General features: G+C 60.8%; 17 protein-coding genes. 7 read left to right on the top strand and 10 right to left on the bottom strand.

Features of this window, described 5'->3' with window-relative positions:
• Positions 1-2,111 (bottom strand): TonB-dependent receptor domain-containing protein (locus tag AC1DMG_RS11240; RefSeq protein ID WP_477180528.1); only part of this gene is annotated, 2,111 nt, incomplete at its 3' end.
• Between the two features lie 355 nt (positions 2,112-2,466).
• On the opposite strand from AC1DMG_RS11240, the gene lgt reads away from it, so the two are divergent.
• The 4 genes from lgt to AC1DMG_RS11220 all read left to right on the top strand — a co-directional run bounded on the left by lgt (position 2,467) and on the right by AC1DMG_RS11220 (position 5,723).
• Entirely contained in the window at positions 2,467-3,357 is an 891-nt protein-coding gene (gene lgt / locus AC1DMG_RS11235; RefSeq protein WP_441602542.1) for a prolipoprotein diacylglyceryl transferase, read from the top strand.
• Between the two features lie 3 nt (positions 3,358-3,360).
• Positions 3,361-4,155 (top strand): thymidylate synthase, encoded by a 795-nt coding sequence (locus AC1DMG_RS11230; protein WP_441602543.1) that lies wholly within the window; start codon positions 3,361-3,363, stop codon positions 4,153-4,155.
• 116 nt (positions 4,156-4,271) lie between these two features.
• Positions 4,272-4,760 carry a dihydrofolate reductase gene (locus AC1DMG_RS11225; protein ID WP_441602544.1) on the top strand — a complete coding sequence of 163 codons (489 nt, stop codon included), beginning with the start codon at positions 4,272-4,274 and terminating at the stop codon, positions 4,758-4,760.
• A 9-nt stretch (positions 4,761-4,769) separates the two neighbouring features.
• A complete protein-coding gene (locus tag AC1DMG_RS11220) occupies positions 4,770-5,723 on the top strand; it encodes a Nudix family hydrolase (protein WP_477175368.1) in 954 nt (317 codons plus the stop codon).
• Positions 5,724-5,730: 7 nt separating this feature from the next.
• Here the strand turns inward: AC1DMG_RS11220 and coaE are convergent, their stop codons facing one another.
• From coaE to pilB, 4 genes are all read right to left on the bottom strand, one after another.
• The gene (coaE, locus tag AC1DMG_RS11215) at positions 5,731-6,354 is read right to left on the bottom strand and encodes a dephospho-CoA kinase (protein WP_477175369.1); all 624 of its coding nucleotides are present in this window, start codon (positions 6,352-6,354) and stop codon (positions 5,731-5,733) included.
• Complete coding sequence (locus AC1DMG_RS11210; RefSeq protein ID WP_477175370.1) at positions 6,351-7,208, bottom strand: prepilin peptidase; 858 nt, start codon at positions 7,206-7,208, stop codon at positions 6,351-6,353. The genes coaE and AC1DMG_RS11210 overlap by 4 nt, the downstream gene beginning before the upstream one ends.
• 71 nt (positions 7,209-7,279) lie before the next feature.
• On the bottom strand, positions 7,280-8,542 hold the full coding sequence (locus AC1DMG_RS11205; protein ID WP_477180527.1) for a type II secretion system F family protein: 1,263 nt from the start codon (positions 8,540-8,542) through the stop codon (positions 7,280-7,282).
• A 156-nt stretch (positions 8,543-8,698) separates the two neighbouring features.
• On the bottom strand, positions 8,699-10,420 hold the full coding sequence (pilB, locus tag AC1DMG_RS11200; protein ID WP_477177959.1) for a type IV-A pilus assembly ATPase PilB: 1,722 nt from the start codon (positions 10,418-10,420) through the stop codon (positions 8,699-8,701).
• A gap of 227 nt (positions 10,421-10,647) precedes the next feature.
• Between pilB and AC1DMG_RS11195 the strand changes: the two genes are divergently transcribed.
• From AC1DMG_RS11195 to AC1DMG_RS11185, 3 genes are all read left to right on the top strand, one after another.
• Positions 10,648-11,820 carry a DegT/DnrJ/EryC1/StrS family aminotransferase gene (locus tag AC1DMG_RS11195; protein WP_477177960.1) on the top strand — a complete coding sequence of 391 codons (1,173 nt, stop codon included), beginning with the start codon at positions 10,648-10,650 and terminating at the stop codon, positions 11,818-11,820.
• Between the two features lie 122 nt (positions 11,821-11,942).
• Positions 11,943-12,797, top strand: a complete 855-nt coding sequence (locus AC1DMG_RS11190) for a glycosyltransferase family 2 protein (protein WP_477177961.1) — start codon at positions 11,943-11,945, stop codon at positions 12,795-12,797.
• 6 nt (positions 12,798-12,803) lie between these two features.
• Entirely contained in the window at positions 12,804-13,997 is a 1,194-nt protein-coding gene (locus tag AC1DMG_RS11185; protein WP_477177962.1) for a glycosyltransferase, read from the top strand.
• A 133-nt stretch (positions 13,998-14,130) separates the two neighbouring features.
• Here AC1DMG_RS11185 and AC1DMG_RS11180 read toward each other — a convergent pair whose 3' ends face one another.
• From AC1DMG_RS11180 to AC1DMG_RS11160, 5 genes are all read right to left on the bottom strand, one after another.
• Positions 14,131-15,207, bottom strand: a complete 1,077-nt coding sequence (locus AC1DMG_RS11180; protein WP_477177963.1) for a glycosyltransferase family 4 protein — start codon at positions 15,205-15,207, stop codon at positions 14,131-14,133.
• A gap of 44 nt (positions 15,208-15,251) precedes the next feature.
• Complete coding sequence (locus AC1DMG_RS11175) at positions 15,252-16,217, bottom strand: GDP-mannose 4,6-dehydratase (RefSeq protein ID WP_477177964.1); 966 nt, start codon at positions 16,215-16,217, stop codon at positions 15,252-15,254.
• A gap of 3 nt (positions 16,218-16,220) precedes the next feature.
• On the bottom strand, positions 16,221-17,315 hold the full coding sequence (locus AC1DMG_RS11170; protein ID WP_477177965.1) for a glycosyltransferase family 4 protein: 1,095 nt from the start codon (positions 17,313-17,315) through the stop codon (positions 16,221-16,223).
• A gap of 102 nt (positions 17,316-17,417) precedes the next feature.
• Positions 17,418-18,788: a lipopolysaccharide biosynthesis protein gene (locus tag AC1DMG_RS11165; protein WP_477180526.1), complete on the bottom strand. Its 1,371-nt coding sequence runs from the start codon at positions 18,786-18,788 to the stop codon at positions 17,418-17,420.
• Positions 18,785-19,482 (bottom strand): GDP-L-fucose synthase family protein (locus AC1DMG_RS11160; RefSeq protein WP_477180525.1); only part of this gene is annotated, 698 nt, incomplete at its 5' end. The genes AC1DMG_RS11160 and AC1DMG_RS11165, both read right to left, overlap by 4 nt.

The raw sequence follows: 19,482 nt of genomic DNA, 5'->3' as shown, positions 1-19,482 counted from the left end.
CTGTAGACCATGCCCAGCGTACGGGTGATCGAGGTTTCCGGCTTCAGGTTCGGGTTCGAACCGGAGAGAAATGCCACCGGCGTCTGGCCACCATTGGTGCTGGCGATCTGCGCACCGGTCTGGTCGACCTGGCGATAGTTCGCCGGCACGCCAGCGGCGGCGCAGCGAGCCTTGACCTGCGAGTTGGTCGCGGCAGCGCCGTAGGCCGAGTCACACGGATCCAGGAAGGTTTCGAAGCTCTGGCCGATGCCGCCATCCAGATCGCTGATGGTCGGTGCACGGAAGCCCTGGGCCCAGGTACCGCGAACCAGCAGGTCCGCGAACGGACGGTAGCGGAAGCTGTACTTGTTGTTGGTGGTGCTGCCGAAGTTGCTGTAGTGCGAGTAGCGGCTGGCGATATTGATGCCCAGCTCCTGCGCACCCGGCAGGTCACGCAGCAGCGGCACGTCAAGCTCGGCGTACGCTTCGTTGGTGTTGTACGCGCCGTTGGTCGGTGCGCTGGCCAGGTTGGTGGTCAGGCCGGCGGCATCGCCTGCGTCGGGACGGAAGACGCCCTTTTCGCCGCGATGCTCCACGCCCACGGCCAGATTGACCGTGCCGGCCGGCAGGTCGAACAGACCGCCGGACACGTTGGCGGCCCAGTCGGAGGTGTAGCTGGCCTGGCGATCGGTGCTGTTGTAGTTCAGGTAGTTCCACACCGACTGCGGCGTGCCGCCCGGACCGGCGAGGATGTTCCACGGCACGCAACCGGCGGCGCGATCAGCGGCGCTGGCGCAGGCGACCTGGCCGTTGATGGTGGTCGTCGGGCCCAGCGCGGCGCGGGCATTGGGCAGATAGATGTTGCCGCTGCCCTGGATGCGGATCTTGTTGGCGTCGTAGGTGAAACCAGCGTCCCACGACCAATCGTGGTTCAGGAACTGGAAGTAACCTTCGGCACCCAGGTCGATGTGCGCAAGATTGGACTGGACGTTGGTGACGCGGGGCATTTCCACCGTGCGGCGGAAGAACTCGACGTCCTGGCCCGGGAACGGGTTGTAGGCGTTCTGGCCGCTGATCAGGATCGGCTCATCAGCCGCGCCCGACTGGAACGGGTAACCGGCGAGCTGGCTCGAGGTATCGCGCGAGCTGTAGCTGGCGGCCGCGCGCAGCGTGATGTTGTCGGTGAGCTTGTAGCGGTCCTGCAGGTACAGGTTCTTCAGCTTGGTGCCCGCGCGGAACGTCATGTCCTGCTGCGTGTTGTACTTGTCGGCCGTGCTGTTGGGGTCGTACAGGTGGTAGCCGGTCGGCGCGCCTGCCGTCGTCGTCTGCGAACCGTGGTTGTAGACGTACTGGTCGCCCGTGGTCGGATCGACCACGCGGCCGTACGGGCCCAGGCCCAGGCCAGCCGTCGGGTGACGCGGACCCTGTGCGTACGAGGTCTCGGGACGCTCGCTGTTCCACATCGGATCGGTGTTCTGGTACGAGGCACCGACGATGATCGAGTTCTTCTCGGTCGAGTGACCCCAGGTGAAGTCGTAGTTCTGCGTCTCGCCGTCGCCCTTGCCGTTCTGGCCGTAGTAGACCGTGGCTTCGGCGCCGTCGAACTTCTCCTTGGTGATGATGTTGACCACGCCGCCGATGGCGTCGGAGCCGTAGATGGAGGAGGCGCCATCCTTGAGGATGTCGATGCGCTCGATCATCGAGACGGGGATGGTCGACAGGTCGGTCAGGCCCGAGAGGCTGGTGCTCCAGCGACGGCCATTGACCAGCACCAGGGTGCGCTGCGAACCCAGGTTGCGAATGTTGACGTAGCGACCGCCGACGTCAGCGCCCGAGGACAGCGTGTCCTGCGGGGTGATGTCCGGAGTACCGGCGGACGGCATGCGGGCCAGGATGTCGTTGACGTTGGTCAGGCCGGTGGCCTGGATCGCCGCGCGGTCCATGGTGAACACAGGCTGCGAGGTTTCCACGTCAACGCTGCGAATGCGCGAGCCGGTGACGGTGACGGTCTCGAGGCTCTTGGCCGAGGATTGTTCAGCCGGGGCAGGAGCGGCATCCTGTGCGGCCACCGACCACGTCTGCAGCACGAGCGCTGCGGCGATGGCAGTAGCCAGCAGGGTCTTTTGCTTCATTGTTGGAACTCCGAACAAAAAATAGCCATCAGCCAGCTCGCGAGGGCTGGACATCTGGGTATGGGGATGGCGCGAACAACCCTGGGGAAGGGGTGCGCACCGTGGCATCGCCAGGCTTGGGGGACAGGCGATGTAATCCCGAAGTTAAAACAAAGTGACGGGTAGGTGCAACCCTGATGCAACAGTCAGCTGCTAGTTGGTTCCCGGGTGGGTGCCTAAGAAATTTCTGTGCAAGCGCTGATCTAGTCGCCTGTCGGGAGTATCAGCATCGCGTCAGCGCACCAAAGGCATGGACCCGATGCCCTCCAGCAGCGCTGCCCGCTACACTCGCGCTTTGCCGCCAGCCCGTGTGCCCATGACGCAGCCCTTCACCGTCGCCTTCGATCCCGTCGCTTTCAAGCTGGGGCCGCTTCAGATCCACTGGTATGGCTTGATGTATCTGGGCGGGTTCCTGGGCGCATGGTTGCTCGCCGAATACCGCCGTCGGCGCGGCCGCCTGCCGGTATCGCGCGATGCGCTCGGCGACCTGGCGTTCTACGCGATGATGGGCGTGATCGTCGGCGGTCGTATCTGGTACATGCTGTTTTACGCCGATATCCACTGGATCTGGACCGATCCGCTCGCGCTGTTTCGCGTGTGGGACGGCGGCATGAGCTTCCACGGCGGCCTGCTGGGCGTGCTGACGGCGGGTTGGTGGTGGTCGCGCCGCAACGACATCCATTTCTTCGACACGATCGATTTCGTGGCGCCGATCGTTCCGGTGGGCCTGGGGCTGGGCCGCCTCGGCAATTTCATCAACGGCGAGCTGTGGGGCAAGCCCGATACCGTTTCCTGGGCGATGATCTTCCCCAACGCGCGCTCCGCCGACGTGGACTGGGCCGCGACACATCCGCAGTGGCAGGCTGCCCTGGCTCAGTTCAACGGCTTGCCGCGCCATCCCTCGCAGCTCTATGAAATGCTGCTGGAGGGCGTGGTGATGTTCACCGTGCTGTTCCTGGTGTCGATCAAGCCGCGTCCGCGTTATCTCATCTCCGGACTGTTCGCGCTGCTGTATGGCTGTTTCCGCTTTGGCGTGGAATTCGTGCGCGTGCCCGATCCGCAGCTTGGTTACCTCGCGTGGGGCTGGCTGACGATGGGACAGATTCAGTCCTTGCCGCTGATCTTGATCGGTCTGGTGCTGATGGTCATGTCGCGCAACGCGCCGACCATGCGTCCGTACAACGTTTCGCTGCCCACCAAGGAGTAAGCCGTGCGCGCCTATCTCGACCTGCTGCAGCACGTGCTCGATCACGGCACCGAAAAGGCCGATCGCACGGGCACCGGTACGCGCAGCGTGTTCGGCTGGCAGATGCGCTTCGATCTGGCCGAAGGCTTCCCGCTGGTCACCACCAAGAAGCTGCACCTCAAATCGATCATCCACGAGCTGATCTGGTTCCTGCAGGGCGACACCAATATCGCCTACCTCAAGCAGAACGGCGTCAGCATCTGGGACGAATGGGCCGACGCCGATGGAAACCTGGGACCGGTCTACGGACAACAGTGGCGTGCCTGGCCCACCGCCGACGGCGGTGTGGTCGACCAGATCCGCTGGGTGGTGGAGGAGATCAAGCGCAACCCGGATTCCCGCCGCCTGCTGGTGAGCGCGTGGAACGTCGGCGAACTGCCGAAAATGGCGCTGATGCCGTGCCATGCGCTGTTCCAGTTCTACGTGGCGGACGGCAAGCTCAGCTGCCAGCTGTACCAGCGTTCGGGCGACATCTTCCTCGGCGTGCCGTTCAACATTGCCAGCTACGCGCTGCTGACCCATATGATCGCCCAGGTATGCAACCTGGGGGTGGGTGATTTCGTACATACGTTGGGTGACGCCCATCTCTACAACAATCACGTAGAGCAGGCGCGACTGCAGTTGAGCCGCGAGCCCCGGGCGCTGCCGCGGCTGGAACTCAACCCTGAGGTTCGCTCGATTTTCGATTTCCGCTACGAGGACATCGCGATCGTGGGCTACGAACCGCATGGCGCCATCAAGGCGCCGGTGGCCGTGTAGGCCCGGCACGCTGTCACTTGCCGGGTTCGGCCCCCGGTCCTGCTAAGATCGGCGCCGCGCCACGCCCCCGGCCGGCGGCGCGGGTGGTAAACACTGTCGAGGATTCAAGGATTTCCATGGCTATTTCGCTGATTGCCGCGCTGGATGAGAACTTCGCTATTGGCCGCAAGGGCCAGTTGCCCTGGCACCTGCCGGACGACCTGCGCTGGTTCAAGGAGCTCACGCTCGGCAAGTACGTGCTGATGGGCTACAACACCGCGGTGGCGATCGGCCGACCGCTGCCGGACCGCACCAACCTGGTGATGAGCCGCAAGCACGAAGCGCCGTTTCCGGGTCAGGTCACCGTTCGTTCCCTAGCCGAGGGTACGGCTCGCGCCGGAGGCACCGGCCTGATGGTGATCGGCGGCGGCGAGATCTACCGTGAGGCCCTGCCGGCCGCCAAGCGCCTGTACCTCACCTGGGTCAATGGCGCGGTGGATGGCGCGGACACGTTCTTCCCGGGCGTGCATTTCAGCGACTGGACCGAAGTGTCCCGCGTGCACCACAAGAAGGACGGTACCCACGCGTACGACTTCGACATGGTCGAGTACATCCGCAACGACTGAGCCAAGGCGATGCCTGCTCCGACGACGGCCGCCATGCATGTCATGGCTGGCGTCATGCTCGATCCGCAAGGGCGTGTGCTGCTGGCGCAGCGCCCCCCCGGCAAGCACCTGGCCGGTCTATGGGAATTCCCCGGTGGAAAACTGGAGGCTGGCGAAACGCCGGTCGACGGTCTGGTGCGCGAGTTGCGCGAAGAGCTGGGCGTCGAGGCTAGCGTCGAGGCACCACTGATCCGCGTGCCCTGGCGTTACGGCGAACGCTCGCTGTTGCTGGATGCCCGCATCGTGCGTCGATGGCAGGGCGAGCCAGCATCGCTGGATGGCCAGGCGTTGCGCTGGATTGCCCCGGCATCCGTCGATGTGGATCTGCTCACGCCAGCGGACCGGCATATCCTGCGCGCACTCCAACTGCCCACGCGCTACGCGATCACCGCCGATGTCCCATCGTCGGCGTTCAACCAATGGCAGCAACGGATTCGAGGCGCCATGGCGGCAGGCGAGCGCATGGTGCTGCTGCGCTTCCCGCAGTGGTCAACGGCACTGGTACGGGAGCTGGCGGCCAGTCTGTTGATCGAAGCGCGTGCCGTGGACGCCCATCTGCTGTTGAGTGGTGACGTCGAAGGCGCGCTGGCGCTGGGCGCGGGCGCCGGAGTTCAGCTCAAGGCAGCGCAACTCGCGAACTGGCAGGAGCGTCCCTTGCCCACGGGGCAATGGGTGGGCGCGAGTTGTCATCATGCAGCGGATCTGCAGCGGGCGATGAACATCGTCGACTTCGCCACGCTCTCTACGGTAGCCGCGACGGCCACCCATCCCGAGGCGACGCCCATGGGTTGGGCGGCCTTCGAACATTTGATCGACAGCTCGCCCTTGCCTGTCTATGCGCTCGGCGGCATGACGCTGCAGGAGCTCGAAAGGGCAAGACACGCGGGCGGGCAGGGCGTGGCCGGCATCCGCGGATTCTGGTGACCGCGGCTCAAGGTTTCGCTTGAGCGAAAGCCAGGTAGCGTGCATGCAACTCAACCACCGCACGGTCCAGCGCGGATTCGTCACCGCTGTTTTCGATCACGTCATGGGCCAGTGACAGGCGCTGTTCGCGGCGCGCCTGCCGCTCGATCATGCGCCGGGCCAGGGCCTCGTCGATACCATCGCGCCGTGTCAGTCGTTCCAGCTGCACGGACTCGGGCACATCCACCACCAAAACGCGATCCACCCAGCGGTAGTGGTCATGATTCTCGGCGAGCAACGGGATCGCCAGCATGCAATAGGGGCCGCGATCTGCCGCGACGTGTTCATGCAGCCACTGGCGAATGCGCGGATGAGTGATGGCTTCGAGCGCGCGCCGTTCCGCATCGTTGCCGAACACGCGTTGCCGCATGGCGCTGCGATCCAGCTGACCGCTGGCATCGAGTACATCGCCACCGAAGTGCGCGACGACGGCCGCCAGGCCCTCCGATCCCGCAGCAATCACTTCACGCGCCGCGACATCCGCATCGTAGACATGGATGCCCAGCGCTTCGAACCGTCGCGACACCGCACTCTTGCCGGCGGCGATGCCGCCAGTGAGGGCGACCACATAGCTGGCGCGAGGCGCGGTCAATGCATGCCCGTCAGCTGCATGTACTGCTGCAGCAGCCATTCGCCGGCGACGAACCAGGTCCATCCTGCCGCCGCAATAAACGGGCCGAACGGCATGGGAATATCACGCCCATGCTTGTGCAGCGCGATCATGCTGCCGCCCACGATGGCGCCGATGAAGGACGAAAGCAGGATTACCGGCAGCAGCGCCGTGGGGCCCATCCAGGCACCAAGCGCGGCGAGCAGCTTGAAGTCACCATAGCCCATGCCTTCCTTGCCGGTCAGCAGCTTGAACAGCCAGTACACGCTCCACAGGCTGAGGTAGCCAATCGCCGCGCCGAGTATCGCGGTGTTCGGCGACACGAACATCGCCACAAGGCTTAGCAGCAGGCCCAGCCAGAGCAGCGGGTAGTTCAACTGATCGGGCAGATACTGCGTGCGGAAATCGATGCCGGCCAGCGCAATGAGCATCCAGGTGAACACCAGTCCTGCCACGGCCGGCCAGCTGGGTCCGAACTTCCAGACAATGACCGCGCTGGCCAGGCCGCTGAGCAGTTCAACCAGCGGGTACTGAATGGAAATGGACGTCTTGCAGTAGCGGCAGCGGCCGCCCAACAGCAGCCATCCAAACAAGGGAATGTTGTCGCGGGCTGAGAGCGGATGCTTGCAGTGAGGGCAATGCGAGGGCTCGCGCACGATGCCGGGAGGCAACGAAGTGCTGTCGGGCTCCATGGCCAGCGTGTCGAAGGCATCGAGTCGCCACTGGGCCATCAGGCGCTCGGGCAGGCGCAGGATCACGACATTGAGGAAGCTGCCGACCAAGAGGCCAAGCACACCGGCTGCAAGAATCCATTCCCAAAGGGGTAGCTCAAACATGCATAAATCCGAAGGATTGGATATGAAAAAGGCCCCTCTCCCGGCGGGAGAGGGGCCTGGATGGCCAGAGCTTACACGGTGGACGCGAGCTTGAAGATGGGCAGGTAGAGCGAGATGACCATGCCACCAACGAGCACGCCGAGGATCACCATGATCAGGGGCTCGAGCAGTGTCGCCAGGGTGTCTACTGCGTTATTCACTTCTTCCTCGTAGAACTCGGCCACCTTGAACAGCATGTGGTCAAGCGCACCCGATTCTTCACCGATGGCCGTCATCTGCACGACCATGTTCGGAAACACGCCGGTCTGTCGCATGGAGAGCTGCAGCTGGTGACCAACGGCCACGTCTTCGCGCATCTGCTTGACGGCGTCGCCATAGACCACGCTGCCGGTGGCGCCTGCCACGGCATCGAGCGCTTCCACCAGCGGCACACCGGCCCGGAAAGTCACCCCCAGTGTGCGGGCAAAACGGGCAATCGCCGATTGACGAAGAATATTGCCGATCACCGGAAGCTTCAGCATCAGTCGATCGAGGAAATGAGCAAACTTGACGGATCGCTTCTTGGCCATCACAAGCGCGATGACACCGCCGACAATGCCGCCAATCACGACCCACCAATAGGACTTCATGAATTCCGAGGCGCTGATGACGATCTGGGTCGGGGCGGGCAATTCCGCACCCGCATCCTTGAAGGTCTGTGCGAAAACCGGTACTACGAACAGCAGCATGATCATGCTGACGAGTAGCGCAACCGCCAGCACCATGACGGGATAGAACATCGCCTTCTTGATCTTGGCCTTGATCGCCTCGGTGCGTTCCTTGTATGTCGCCACCGTGTCCAGCACGGTGTCCAGTACACCCGAAGCCTCGCCTGCGTGAACCAGGTTTCGATAAAGCTCGTCGAATTCGACCGGGTATTTTGCCAGCGCTTCGTGGAGGGCCGAACCACCCTCGATGGTCTGCTTCACATCCGTCAACATGTTCTTGAAGCGGATGTTCTTCTGGCCGTCGGCGATGATCTCGAAGGACTGCACCATCGGCACGCCCGAGGCCATCATGGTGGCGATCTGGCGGCTGAAGATGGCGACGTCGCGAGGCTTGACCGAGCTGCCGGTGGCCCCGAACAGCGGCTTGCCGCGTTCCTTCACGGTCTGCGGGTTCATGCCCTGCCGGCGCAGCTCCGCCTTGACCAGCGAAGCGTTCTTGGCCGCCATGTCGCCCTTCATGCGCTTGCCGCGCTTGTCCAGGGCGATCCWGTCGTACGTGGTCAGCTGGCTGATCTCGGCGCGCTGGGCGCCGAGCGACTTGACGTTCTTAGCGGTGGCCGCGGCCATGGCATTTCCCCCTGCTGGTACGGTCGGACCGCCTCAGGATGGCGGCCGTCTTATCGGTGCAGCTTAAGTCATTCCCCCGGACTAATTCGTGGCACCGGACGCAAGTTCGGTGCGACGGACTGCCCAACCCGGCGGCCATATCGGCCAATACCGGGATCAATCCTTGGTGACGCGGTCGATCTCGGCCAGGCTGGTCATGCCCTTCTTGACCTTCAACAACGCCGATGCACGCAGATCGTTCACTCCGGCATTCTTGGCCGCTTCGGCAATCTGCAGCGTATTACCGCCGTGGAGGATGATCTTCTGGATCTCTTCCAGCATCGGCATCACCTGGTAAATACCAACACGGCCCTTGTAGCCCTCATTGCAGCTATCGCAGCCGACCGCTTCATAGACGACCAGGCCGGCGTCGATATCGGCCTGTGTGAAGCCGGCGTCCAGCAACGTCTTGGGCGGCAACTCGATGGGGCGCTTGCATTCGTGCAGACGACGCGCCAGGCGCTGCGCAATGACCAGCGTTACCGACGAGGTGATGTTGTAAGGCGCAATGCCCATGTTCATCATGCGCGAAATGGTCTGCGGCGCGTCGTTGGTATGCAGCGTCGAGAGCACCATATGGCCGGTCTGCGCCGCCTTGATGGCAATTTCCGCCGTTTCCAGGTCGCGGATTTCGCCGACCATGATTACGTCCGGATCTTGTCGCAGGAAGGAACGCAGCGCCGCGGCGAAGGTCATGCCGCGCTTGACGTTCTGCTGGACCTGGTTGATGCCCTCGACGCGAATTTCAACCGGGTCTTCCACGGTCGAGATGTTGCGCTCGGCGGTGTTGAGAATGTTGAGCGCTGTATAGAGCGATACTGTTTTGCCTGAGCCGGTGGGACCGGTTACCAGCACCATGCCATAGGGTTTATGGATGGCATCGATGTAGAGTTGCTTTTGTGCTTCCTCGTAGCCCAAGACATCGATGCCCAGCTTGGCGGCAGAGCCGTCCAGAATACGCAGCACAATCTTTTCGCCGAACAGCGTGGGCAGCGTGCTGACGCGGAAGTCGACCGAGCGGCTCTTGGACAAATTGAGCTTGATACGTCCGTCCTGCGGTACGCGGCGCTCGGCGATGTCCAGGCCCGACATCACCTTGATGCGGGAGGAAATACGCGCGGCGAGCTTCATCGGCGGGCTGGCGACAGCGCGCAACATGCCATCCATGCGCAAGCGCACGCGATACTGGGTTTCGAACGGTTCGAAATGGATGTCCGAGGCGCCGCGCTTGATCGCGTCGACCAGGATCTTGTTGACGAACTTGACCACCGGAGCGTCGTCATTGGAGTTCGCGTCGATGCCGGTGGATTCGGCCTCTTCGTCGCCGCCTTCCAGCGTCAATTCATCGAAATCGCCGCCGCCCATCTCGGGCATGGCGTTGCTCATCGCATTGAGCGCGGTTTCGATGACCCGCAGGAGCTGATTGCGATCGACCAGGATCGGTTCCACCATGCAGTTGGAGTGGAACTTGATCTCGTCCAGCGCATGCGATTGCATCGGATCGGCAATGCCGACGAACAATCGCTTGCCGCGCTTGAACAGCGGCAGCGCCTTGTGCTTGTTGATCAGCGCTTCGCTGATCAGGTTCAACGGTAGATTGGCCGGAACCAGGGCGCTCACATCCATCATCGGCATGCCGAACTCGTCGGAGGCGATGCGGGTGAGTCGCGCGCTGTCTACAAGGTTGTTGTCCAGCAGCCAGGCGGTGAGCGAGGCCTTTCCCTGGGTCGACTCGGCCACGGCCCGGCGAACATCGGTCTCCGGGAGCACATCTTCCGATACCAGTCTGCGCGCCAGGCCGGTGAGGCCTGCGAGCGACGGTTGCATTAGCGTTGACATAGCGATACGGCCCAGCCCCCTGATAAGAAGGGAATTTACCCCAGTTGGCGGGGTTGGTCATCCCATCGGCTCAGGGTTTGAAAGCCTCGGGGTGACCGGGCGCACAGAACCAGCCTGAATCGGGCGCGCCATCCGGATATGCAACAGACGTGCCTCGCCGGTTTTGTCCGTAGACCGCGCCGTGGCATTGGGATAGAAATGCCGCCTGTCCCCATAAAGCGCGACCTGTGACACATCCTGACCCCCTGCGGCCCTTTCTCGTCTTTGGCGCCCCCCGGATCGAAGAGGCTGAGATCGCCGAAGTCGAGGCCTGCCTGCGCTCAGGCTGGTTGGGGACGGGTCCGCGGGTTGCGCAGTTCGAGCGGGATTTTGCCGCATGGCGCCAGGCCCGGCCCTCCCAGGTGGCGGCAGTGAACTCCTGCACGGCGGCTCTCCACGTCAGCATGGTGGCGGCGGGCCTGGAGCCGGGCAGCGAAGTGATTACCACCCCTTTGACCTTCTGCGCCACGGTCAACGCCATTCTCCATGCGGGGCTCACGCCGGTGCTCGCCGACGTCGATCCTGTCACGCAGAACATCGATCCGGACGCCATCGAGGCGGTCATTACCCCGCGAACCAGAGCCATCCTGCCGGTCCACTTCGCGGGCCGACCCTGCGCCATGGACCGGATCATGGCCATCGCCGACAAGCACGGCCTGGTGGTGATCGAAGACTGCGCCCATGCCATCGAGAGCGAGTTCCATGGCAAACCCGTGGGTAGCTTCGGGGATTTCGGCTGCTTCAGTTTCTACGTGACCAAGAACGTGGTGACGGGGGAAGGAGGCATGATCCTGGGCCGTGACGAGGAGCGCATCTCCCGCGCCCGCATCCTGGCACTGCACGGGATGAGCAAGGACGCCTGGCATCGCTTTGGCGACCGGGGCTACCGGCACTATCAGGTGGTCGAGTGTGGTTTCAAGTACAACATGATGGACTTGCAGGCGGCCATCGGCATTCACCAGCTGGCCCGGGTCGAGGACAACTGGCAGCGTCGTCGGCAGCTGTGGCAGTACTACGGCGAGGCACTGGCAGGCCTGCCGATCGGGCTTCCGGCCGCACCGGCGGATGGAACGCGCCATGGCTACCACCTATATACGGTGATGATCGATGCCCTGCGCTGCGGCATCGACCGCGACAGTTTTCTTGAGGCCATGAACGCGCTGCGGATTGGCACAGGCGTCCACTACCTGTCGGTGCCCGAGCATCCCTACTACCAGCAACGCTTCGGCTGGCGCCCCGAGCAATGGCCGGTAGCAATGCGCCTGGGGCGCCAGACCGTGAGCCTGCCGCTTTCTCCGGCCATGTCTGATGAGGATGCTGAACGAGTGATCGATGCGGTGCGGTCAGTCATCCGCACCTGAGACACCGGCAAGGCATTGGGAGTGATGTGATGCAGCGCCCGCAAATTCGCGCTGGTCGCCATCTGCTGCTGAACGCAGCGGAGCTCAGGTTATGATGCCGCTTCACTTCCGGGGACACGCTCTTGAGCCGCCTAAGCATCATCCTGCCTGCCAAAAACGAGGGGGCGGCCCTGAAAGGCCTGTTACCTCGCCTGCGACTAGCCCAGCCGGAGGCGGAAATCATCGTGGTGGACGACGGTTCGACTGACGATACGCGCGACATCTGTACCGCGGCAGGGGTGACCTGCCTGTCCTCGCCTTACTCCATGGGCAATGGCGCGGCCATCAAGCGCGGTACGCGCGCGGCCTCCGGCGACATGCTGGTCTTCATGGACGGCGACGGACAGCATGACCCCGCCGATATTGCGCGCTTGCTGGAAAAGCTGGGAGAGGGATACGACATGGTCGTAGGCGCCCGCGACTGGAGCAGCCAGGCCGGCGTGGGACGAGGCGTAGCCAATACCATCTACAACTGGCTGGCCACGCGCATGACGGGCCACACGGTGGCCGACCTGACCTCCGGCTACCGAGCAGTGCGCGCGGAGAAGTTCCGCGAATTTCTGCACCTGCTGCCGAACGGCTTTTCGTACCCCACCACCAGCACCATGGCATTTTTCCGCAGCGCCTACCCGGTGGCCTATGTGCCGATCAAGGCAGCGCAGCGCATTGGCAAGAGTCACATCAAGCCGATCAAGGATGGCATCCGCTTCCTCTTGATCATCTTCAAGATCGCGACGTTGTATTCGCCGTTGAAACTGTTTGCGCCAGCGAGTGCGGTATTTTTTGTCCTGGGTTGCGCGAACTATACGCGTACGTTTCTTTCGTATGGACGCCTGACCAACGGTAGTACGTTGATGTGGAGTGCTGCGGTAATCGTGTTTCTCATTGGACTGGTATCGGAGCAGATCACTTCATTGACGTACCGTCGGAGTGACTGAGTAGACATGGAAGTACGGCCGCGCCTGCTGGTGCTCACATCGACTTACCCGCGTTGGGCGAATGATCCGGAGCCGGCCTTTGTACATGAGTTAGCGCGGCGCTTGATTGATCGTTTCGAAGTGCACGTACTTTGCCCTCATGCGCCAGGGGCGAAGATACGAGACCAGTTGGATGGCGTGTATGTGCATCGTTATCGTTATGCGCCTGAACGTTGGGAGGTCCTGGTCAATGACGGCGGAATGCTGGCCAATGTACGCCGCTCTCGCTGGAAATGGCTGCTGGTGCCCGGGTTCGTCCTCGCGCAATACATTTTCACTCGTGCGCTGGTGCGGAAGCTTCATCCGCAGGTGGTGCATGCACACTGGTTGTTGCCTCAAGGGTTGATTGCAGCAGCTGCGATTCGTAACGTGCCGTGGGTGGTGACCGCGCATGGGGCGGATCTTTTCGCGTTGAAGGGGCCCCTCTTCGCACGCCTTCGTCGATGGGTGGTCCGCCGTGCGTCGGCTATCACCCTGGTGAGTCAAGCGATGCGAAATCGCTTGCTATGCGAAGTGCCGGATAGTCACGTATCAGTCCTGTCCATGGGTGTGGATACCTCAAACCGCTTTACGCCGGGTCCGGATCGTGGTGACAGCGAGTTGCTCTTTGTCGGCCGTCTAGTCGAAAAGAAGGGTTTGACGCACTTGATTCAGGCGTTGCCACAAATTGCGGCCCGGTGCCCTCAAGTGAGGTTATCCGTTGTGGGTGCTGGTCCTGAGGGGGAGCATCTGCAGCAACAGGTCCGCGATCTTGGAATAGAGCGACATGTTCGATTTCTCGGAGCGCTGCCGCAAACCGAATTACCCGACCACTACCGGCGTGCGACCTTGTTCGTCGCGCCATTCGTCGAGGCTGCCAGCGGCGATCAAGAGGGCTTGGGGTTGGTTGTTGCTGAAGCAATGGCGTGCGGCTGCCCAGCCATCGTCGGCGACGTGCAGGCGGTACGAGATCTGGTAAATGCCCGGACAGGGCGGGTAGTCTCGGCGCCTGACCACGCGGCGCTGGCGGAGTGTATCGTGGGCTTATTGAGCGATCCGGCGGAGCGCGCTGCTTTGGGCGAGGCTGGGCGGTGCCATGTTGAGCAACACTTTTCCTGGGACGTTGTCAGTCAACGATACGGTGAATTACTTCTTGGTGTGACCACTGACAAGAAGTGTTGATGGTCTCCGTGACCCGCCGCTTATGTTCGCGCAAAAAGCCACAACCCCCCCCCAGTTAGAGATCTGCACGGGATTCAGTTCGCTGTGCCCCAGTCATGCGGGCCTGTTCAGCACGAAGAGATTTGTTGAAGTCTCAGGGGCTTCGTTCGACCAGTAGGTCGTGCCATTGCCGTCCACTTTTGTCCCAACTGGGCAGGCTGCCGTAGCTTGTCTCGGTGTTCTTCAGCAGGGCAAGCGTGCGCTCGGAAAGCGCCTGTGCGTTCCCGACCGGGGCGATGTGCACGGTTTTGTCTTTGAGCATCCAGCGCACAGGCTCTGTCGAAGTTGCGACAACTGGCACTCCACAAGCCATAGCCTCGCAGAGCTTTGCCGGATAGCTATATCGCCCAAAGCTGGTGTCAGCCGTAATGACGTACGCCACGTCGAGCGCGTTCAGAAGGATCGGCAGTTGCTCATCGGCGAGGTAGCCCGTAGCGATAACCCCCGGCTCTTGGAGCACGTGGGCAGGGGGGGTGCCGCTAACAACTAGTTTGGCTCGCGGTTCGTGCGTGAGGGTCTTTCTGAACGCTCGAATGAGTACATCTGTTCCTCGATTCTTTGACCAGCTTCCCACATATCCAAAGAGCGGAGCATCCACAGGCAAGTTCAGTTCAAGACGACACGCATGTTTGTCTTTCTCTACGAACTCTGGATCGGCTGCCATCGGTACAACGTGTGCTTCGAATCCTTTTCGCCGATATGACTGTAATAGTTGGGCAAGTTGCGGCCCCGCAGCAGTCACCAGGTCAGCAGAATGGATAGCTCGCCTCCAGGCAAAATGGAGTGGTAGATTCCACGGAATATACGCCTCGAAGTTGTCATAGGCGTCCAGAGCCAGACGGGCCCCGCTGCGCTTTGCGAGCTGCCAGGCCAAAAGTCCGAACCAGATATCTGAGCAGCCGATAATCCAATCGGGGTTCATGGCGTCAACGTGGGTTGCAAGCCTCTTCCACAGTCCGATAGGCCCAAGCGTTCGCACATCCAGGCTTGTCCATTTCACTCCCGCGCTGATCTTGCTGGCCTCCGGAAGCTTGTGATGGCTGCAAAGCAGGACCTCAACTTGGTGACCTTGTTCCGCCAGCACTCGGGGCAGATGGAAGAACCTGCCGTAAGGACGGAGCAGGAGATCCCGTTGCTGAGGGTGGCGCTTGCTGAGAAAAAGCAGACGCATGGGCCGTTTCGTTCCTGCGAGTGAATGGTTCAACTGGGCTCGTATCAATTGGAATGTCGTTTCAATTCGGCGGCTACCATCTCTTTGACCACGTCTTTCATTGTGCGCTGAGCGCGCCACTGCAGAATGCGATTGGCCTTGCCTGGTGACGCCGAGCTTTGCTTGAGGTCGGTAGGTCTGAACAAATTGGGGTCCACCTGTACATGCTCACGCCAGTCAAGGCCAACTTCGGCAAAAGCCAGATCGACGAATTCCTCCAGCGTATGGCTCTGGCCCGTAGCAATCACGAAATCCTCAGGGCTTTGATGCTGGAGCATCATCCACATGGCTTCTACATATTCTGGCGCCCATCCCCAATCTCGGGATATCGACAAATTCCCAAGTTTGAGTTCTTCCTTGCTTCCGCGTGCAATTCTGGACGCCGCCGACGTGATTTTACGCGTGACAAAGCGTTCTGGCCGCAATGGCGACTCGTGATTAAAGAGGATGCCCGTGCATGCAAATAGGTTATATGCCTCGCGATAGTTGGCAACCTCCCAATAGGCTGCGGCCTTGGCAACGGCGTATGGACTGCGAGGCTGAAACGGGGTGAGCTCGTCGCAAGGCATGTCACCGGATGCGCCATAACACTCGCTCGATCCCGCGTTATACAGCTTGATGCCACCACCACTGAACCTGATCGCCTCCAGCAGATTGAGGGTGGCAATACTGATGCTCTCCATCGTTTCAACGGGCTGCTCAAACGAGAGACCTACGGAACTTTGACCGGACAAGTTATAGACCTCGTCGGGTTGAACCTTGGATATGGCCTGAAAAACACTGCGGAAGTCGTTAACTGCTACCGACAACAGGGTGATATCGTCGCGAATGCCGACGGCTTTCAGATTCGAAAAGGTAGCTATCTGCGCATCGCGAGAGGCGCCGTAAACTTGATATCCCTTCTCTAGCAGGAGCTTCGCCAGATAGCTCCCGTCTTGGCCGCTGACGCCGCAAATCAAGGCGCGTTTCATAATTCAGCTCTCCAGAATCTGGCGGTAGACATTTAGCGTGCCAAGTGCGCACGCATCCCACGTGAACTGCTTGATACGTTCATGTCCCATTGATGCCAGCTGTCTCGATCGATCGGCAGAGAAAACGACACGTTCAATGGCTGTTTGAATGTCATGAGGATCGGCTGGATCAAACAACTCTGCAGCGTTTCCGACAACTTCGGGAATCGAGCTGGTGTTTGAAGCGACCACCGGGCAACCATGAGACATGGCTTCAATGGGCGGAATGCCAAATCCCTCGTAATGCGACGGATACACGAGAGCTGCGGCAGCTGAGTAGGATCGCGCCAGTAAGGCATCGTCGCCGGACCTGTGAATTATCTTGGTGGGCAAAATGTTCAGAGATCTCGCAAGCGCGCGCTCCGCCTGGGTGAGCTCTCCTCCTCCAAAACAAACGATAGCGAAATGCTCTTGCAGCGCAGCTGATGCTGCATAGGCATGCAGGAAGCCAGTGAAATTCTTGTAGCCACCACGCTGACCGACATAAAGAAGATACGGAGATGTGGATGGATTCTGGTCGGGCACCGCTTTGAGAGAGGGTGTAGCCAAGGAATGCCCGAGATGCACGACGGAGACCTTGGACTCAGGAAGATCTGCATATTGCAGCAAGTCCCTGCGCGTGCTCTCAGAGATGCAGATAATGTGATCGGCCCGTTTGACGGCCTGCAATTTCACGTCTCTCGTCTGGTCATACTTTGAAAACGATGACGGGAAAAGCTCATGAATCATGTCGTAGACAGTAACGACCCGCCGGGCATTCTTCGGGGAGTAATTCAGGCGCGAATAATACGTCTCGTGGAAAATCGACACGTCTGTACGGTGGGAGATGATTACCTTTCCCAGTGCCACGTTCACGAGTCCAAGGAGTGGAGCGCCTCCCTTGAATTTCTTGACGCGGAGACCCGGAGCTTGCGCATATCGGTTGACACTAATCGGGGCAAATACCTGGACGTCGTCCCCAGAGATCGCGGGAATGCGTTCGGCAATTTCGTGGAAGTAACGCGACACTCCGCCGTAGCTTTGGCGGCTGAAGATTTGATGGTCGTATAAGATCTTCATTCGTGTTACTCAAATAGCTCGAACTCGTGAATTGTTGTGTGCGTATCGCGACTGCATTGATGGAGATGGCCAGCGAGTCCGTTGGCGAGTCGAAAGGACCGACTAATATCGCGATTGCGCCACGGATTCACGGATATGCTCAAATCTGAGCCCTAGGGGCAAAAGAACGAGCAGCGTGTATACCGTTAAAGTAATCCACGGCAGCATGTCCGCTCCGAAATGTGTGAGGGCGTAGGCCTTGCAAGTAAAGGTTACCAACGAGAAGGGGACAGCCAACAGAAGTTGATAGCGCAAGACACTGGCCGCATTGAGCAAGGTCGACGTCGCCGTACCGATGGCGTCGACCACGCAGGCCAGGGCAAAGCCGAACAGCAACCAAGMAGAGGCTTGGGCTGGGTGACGCAACCAGATGGACGTGACGGGTTGGTAAGCCAGCGCAAGCATGATGCCGACGCAGCATGCGTACGCACCGGCCACGAGTGCGGAGCGCTTAAACGTTCGATACACCCATCGATGGTCGCCTGATGCGAGCGCGTGACGATAGGTGGGCCACAGCGGGGCCCATACAAGGGCTAGAGTCATGGGAATGATGGAAAACAGCCTTTGTGCCAGCGCGTAGACGCCCGCTTCGGAGGGCCCGCGTAACGCAGAGATGAGCGGCAGATCCATGGAGAAGGCCAGAGAAGCTGCCAGTTGCAGTACAAAGAAGGAAAGCCCTTCACGGCGAATTCGTGTGGCGTAGTCCTGCGTTGTGGCAGGCAGGGACGCAGGAGATGCAGCAGACAAGGAGCGCCGCAAGTACAGCAGATTGCCAGCGGAAGCCAGCAATGGCGTGAGAACCGTGGCAGCAGTAAGCGCCACGAGAGAGCCGCGCTGAGTGGCGACGACAATGACAACGAGCAGCGTTGTCAATTGGCCGGCAGCTTGCCAGCGGAATGCCCGATCACCTTGACCGAGGCCCAGTTGCACCCGATTTGCCATATTGAGTGGGATGGCACAAACAACGGACAACAACACCATAAACGAAGCCGCTCGGGCGACACCTTCCATGCTCTCGGGTACGCCGAGTAATCGGTGCCAAGGCACAAAAACGCCAAATACCGTTGCAATCACTGCCACATAGGCGGCAATTTTAAAGAGCGCGCGCTGACTCTCTCGGACGATGATCGGAATCTCAGGACCGGCGTCACGTCCACGTGCTGCTGCGACGAGATTCATGGTGCCGTTGCCGAAACCGAAATCGAGAAAGTTAGAGACCGCAATGAACGAGACAAGTGTTGCCCAGACGCCGAACTCATTTTGACCGAGCGAATGGAGCACAAAAGGAACGGATAAAAAAAGATTCGCAGCCGCTGCAGCTTTGGCGATCAATGACCAGAAACTGGTCCGAAGTATTTGCAAGCCTCGTGGACCGAGATGGTCCAATGGTCGGAACTTGGATGCTGGGGCGGGCGAAGTCTCATTCGGACTCATGAGCCCGCATACGCCTCATAGGTCTGTAGAAGTCCCTCTTGGAGCGAGATGCGAGGGCGCCAGCCAAGGTCGGACAAGCGACTCGTATCCAGTCGCTTCCTCGGGGTGCCATCAGGCTTTTTGTCGTCGAACACCAGCGAGCCTTGGTATCCGACGACCTCGGCTACGGTGCGCGCTAGCTCCGCAATGCTGACTTCTTCCCCTGAGCCAACATTGACGAAGTCCGGGCCACCGTACTGGCGCATCAGGAACACTGCGGCGCTCGCGAGATCGTGCACGTGAAGAAATTCCCGAAGCGGTCGCCCGCTCCCCCAGATGGCTACTTCTGGGCTATTGGCAAGCTTCGCTTCATGAAAGCGACGGATGAGCGCGGGGACGACGTGCGAATTCTCGGGGTGGTAGTTGTCGCCAGGCCCATACAAGTTGGTTGGCATGGCGCTTATCGCGTCGAAGCCATACTGTTCCCGATAAGACCGGCACATCATCAGCCCGGCGATCTTTGCGACGGCGTATGCTTCATTGGTCGCCTCAAGTGGACCAGTTAGCAAATATTCCTCTTTGATGGGCTGGGGGCAATCTCGCGGGTAAATGCAGGACGAACCCAGGAATAGGAGTTTCCTGGCCCCATGTCGCCATGCACTGTGGATCACGTTTGTTTGGATGGCTAGATTCTGATGGATGAACTCAGCGGGAT

The sequence above is a fragment of the Dyella sp. 01N36 genome, from assembly GCF_056399745.1.
The sequence above is the reverse complement of the archived record's forward strand: the minus strand, read 5'-3'. Positions and strand labels throughout refer to the sequence as shown.

Bases quoted from the DNA above. Each gene is read 5' to 3' on its own strand.
- lgt (WP_441602542.1), top strand. From the start codon at position 2,467: ATGACGCAGCCCTTCACCGTCGCCTTCGATCCCGTCGCTTTCAAGCTG.
- AC1DMG_RS11225 (WP_441602544.1), top strand. From the start codon at position 4,272: ATGGCTATTTCGCTGATTGCCGCGCTGGATGAGAACTTCGCTATTGGC.
- AC1DMG_RS11220 (WP_477175368.1), top strand. From the start codon at position 4,770: ATGCCTGCTCCGACGACGGCCGCCATGCATGTCATGGCTGGCGTCATG.
- AC1DMG_RS11210 (WP_477175370.1), bottom strand. From the start codon at position 7,208: ATGTTTGAGCTACCCCTTTGGGAATGGATTCTTGCAGCCGGTGTGCTT.
- pilB (WP_477177959.1), bottom strand. From the start codon at position 10,420: ATGTCAACGCTAATGCAACCGTCGCTCGCAGGCCTCACCGGCCTGGCG.
- AC1DMG_RS11185 (WP_477177962.1), top strand. From the start codon at position 12,804: ATGGAAGTACGGCCGCGCCTGCTGGTGCTCACATCGACTTACCCGCGT.
- AC1DMG_RS11180 (WP_477177963.1), bottom strand. From the start codon at position 15,207: ATGCGTCTGCTTTTTCTCAGCAAGCGCCACCCTCAGCAACGGGATCTC.
- AC1DMG_RS11175 (WP_477177964.1), bottom strand. From the start codon at position 16,217: ATGAAACGCGCCTTGATTTGCGGCGTCAGCGGCCAAGACGGGAGCTAT.
- AC1DMG_RS11170 (WP_477177965.1), bottom strand. From the start codon at position 17,315: ATGAAGATCTTATACGACCATCAAATCTTCAGCCGCCAAAGCTACGGC.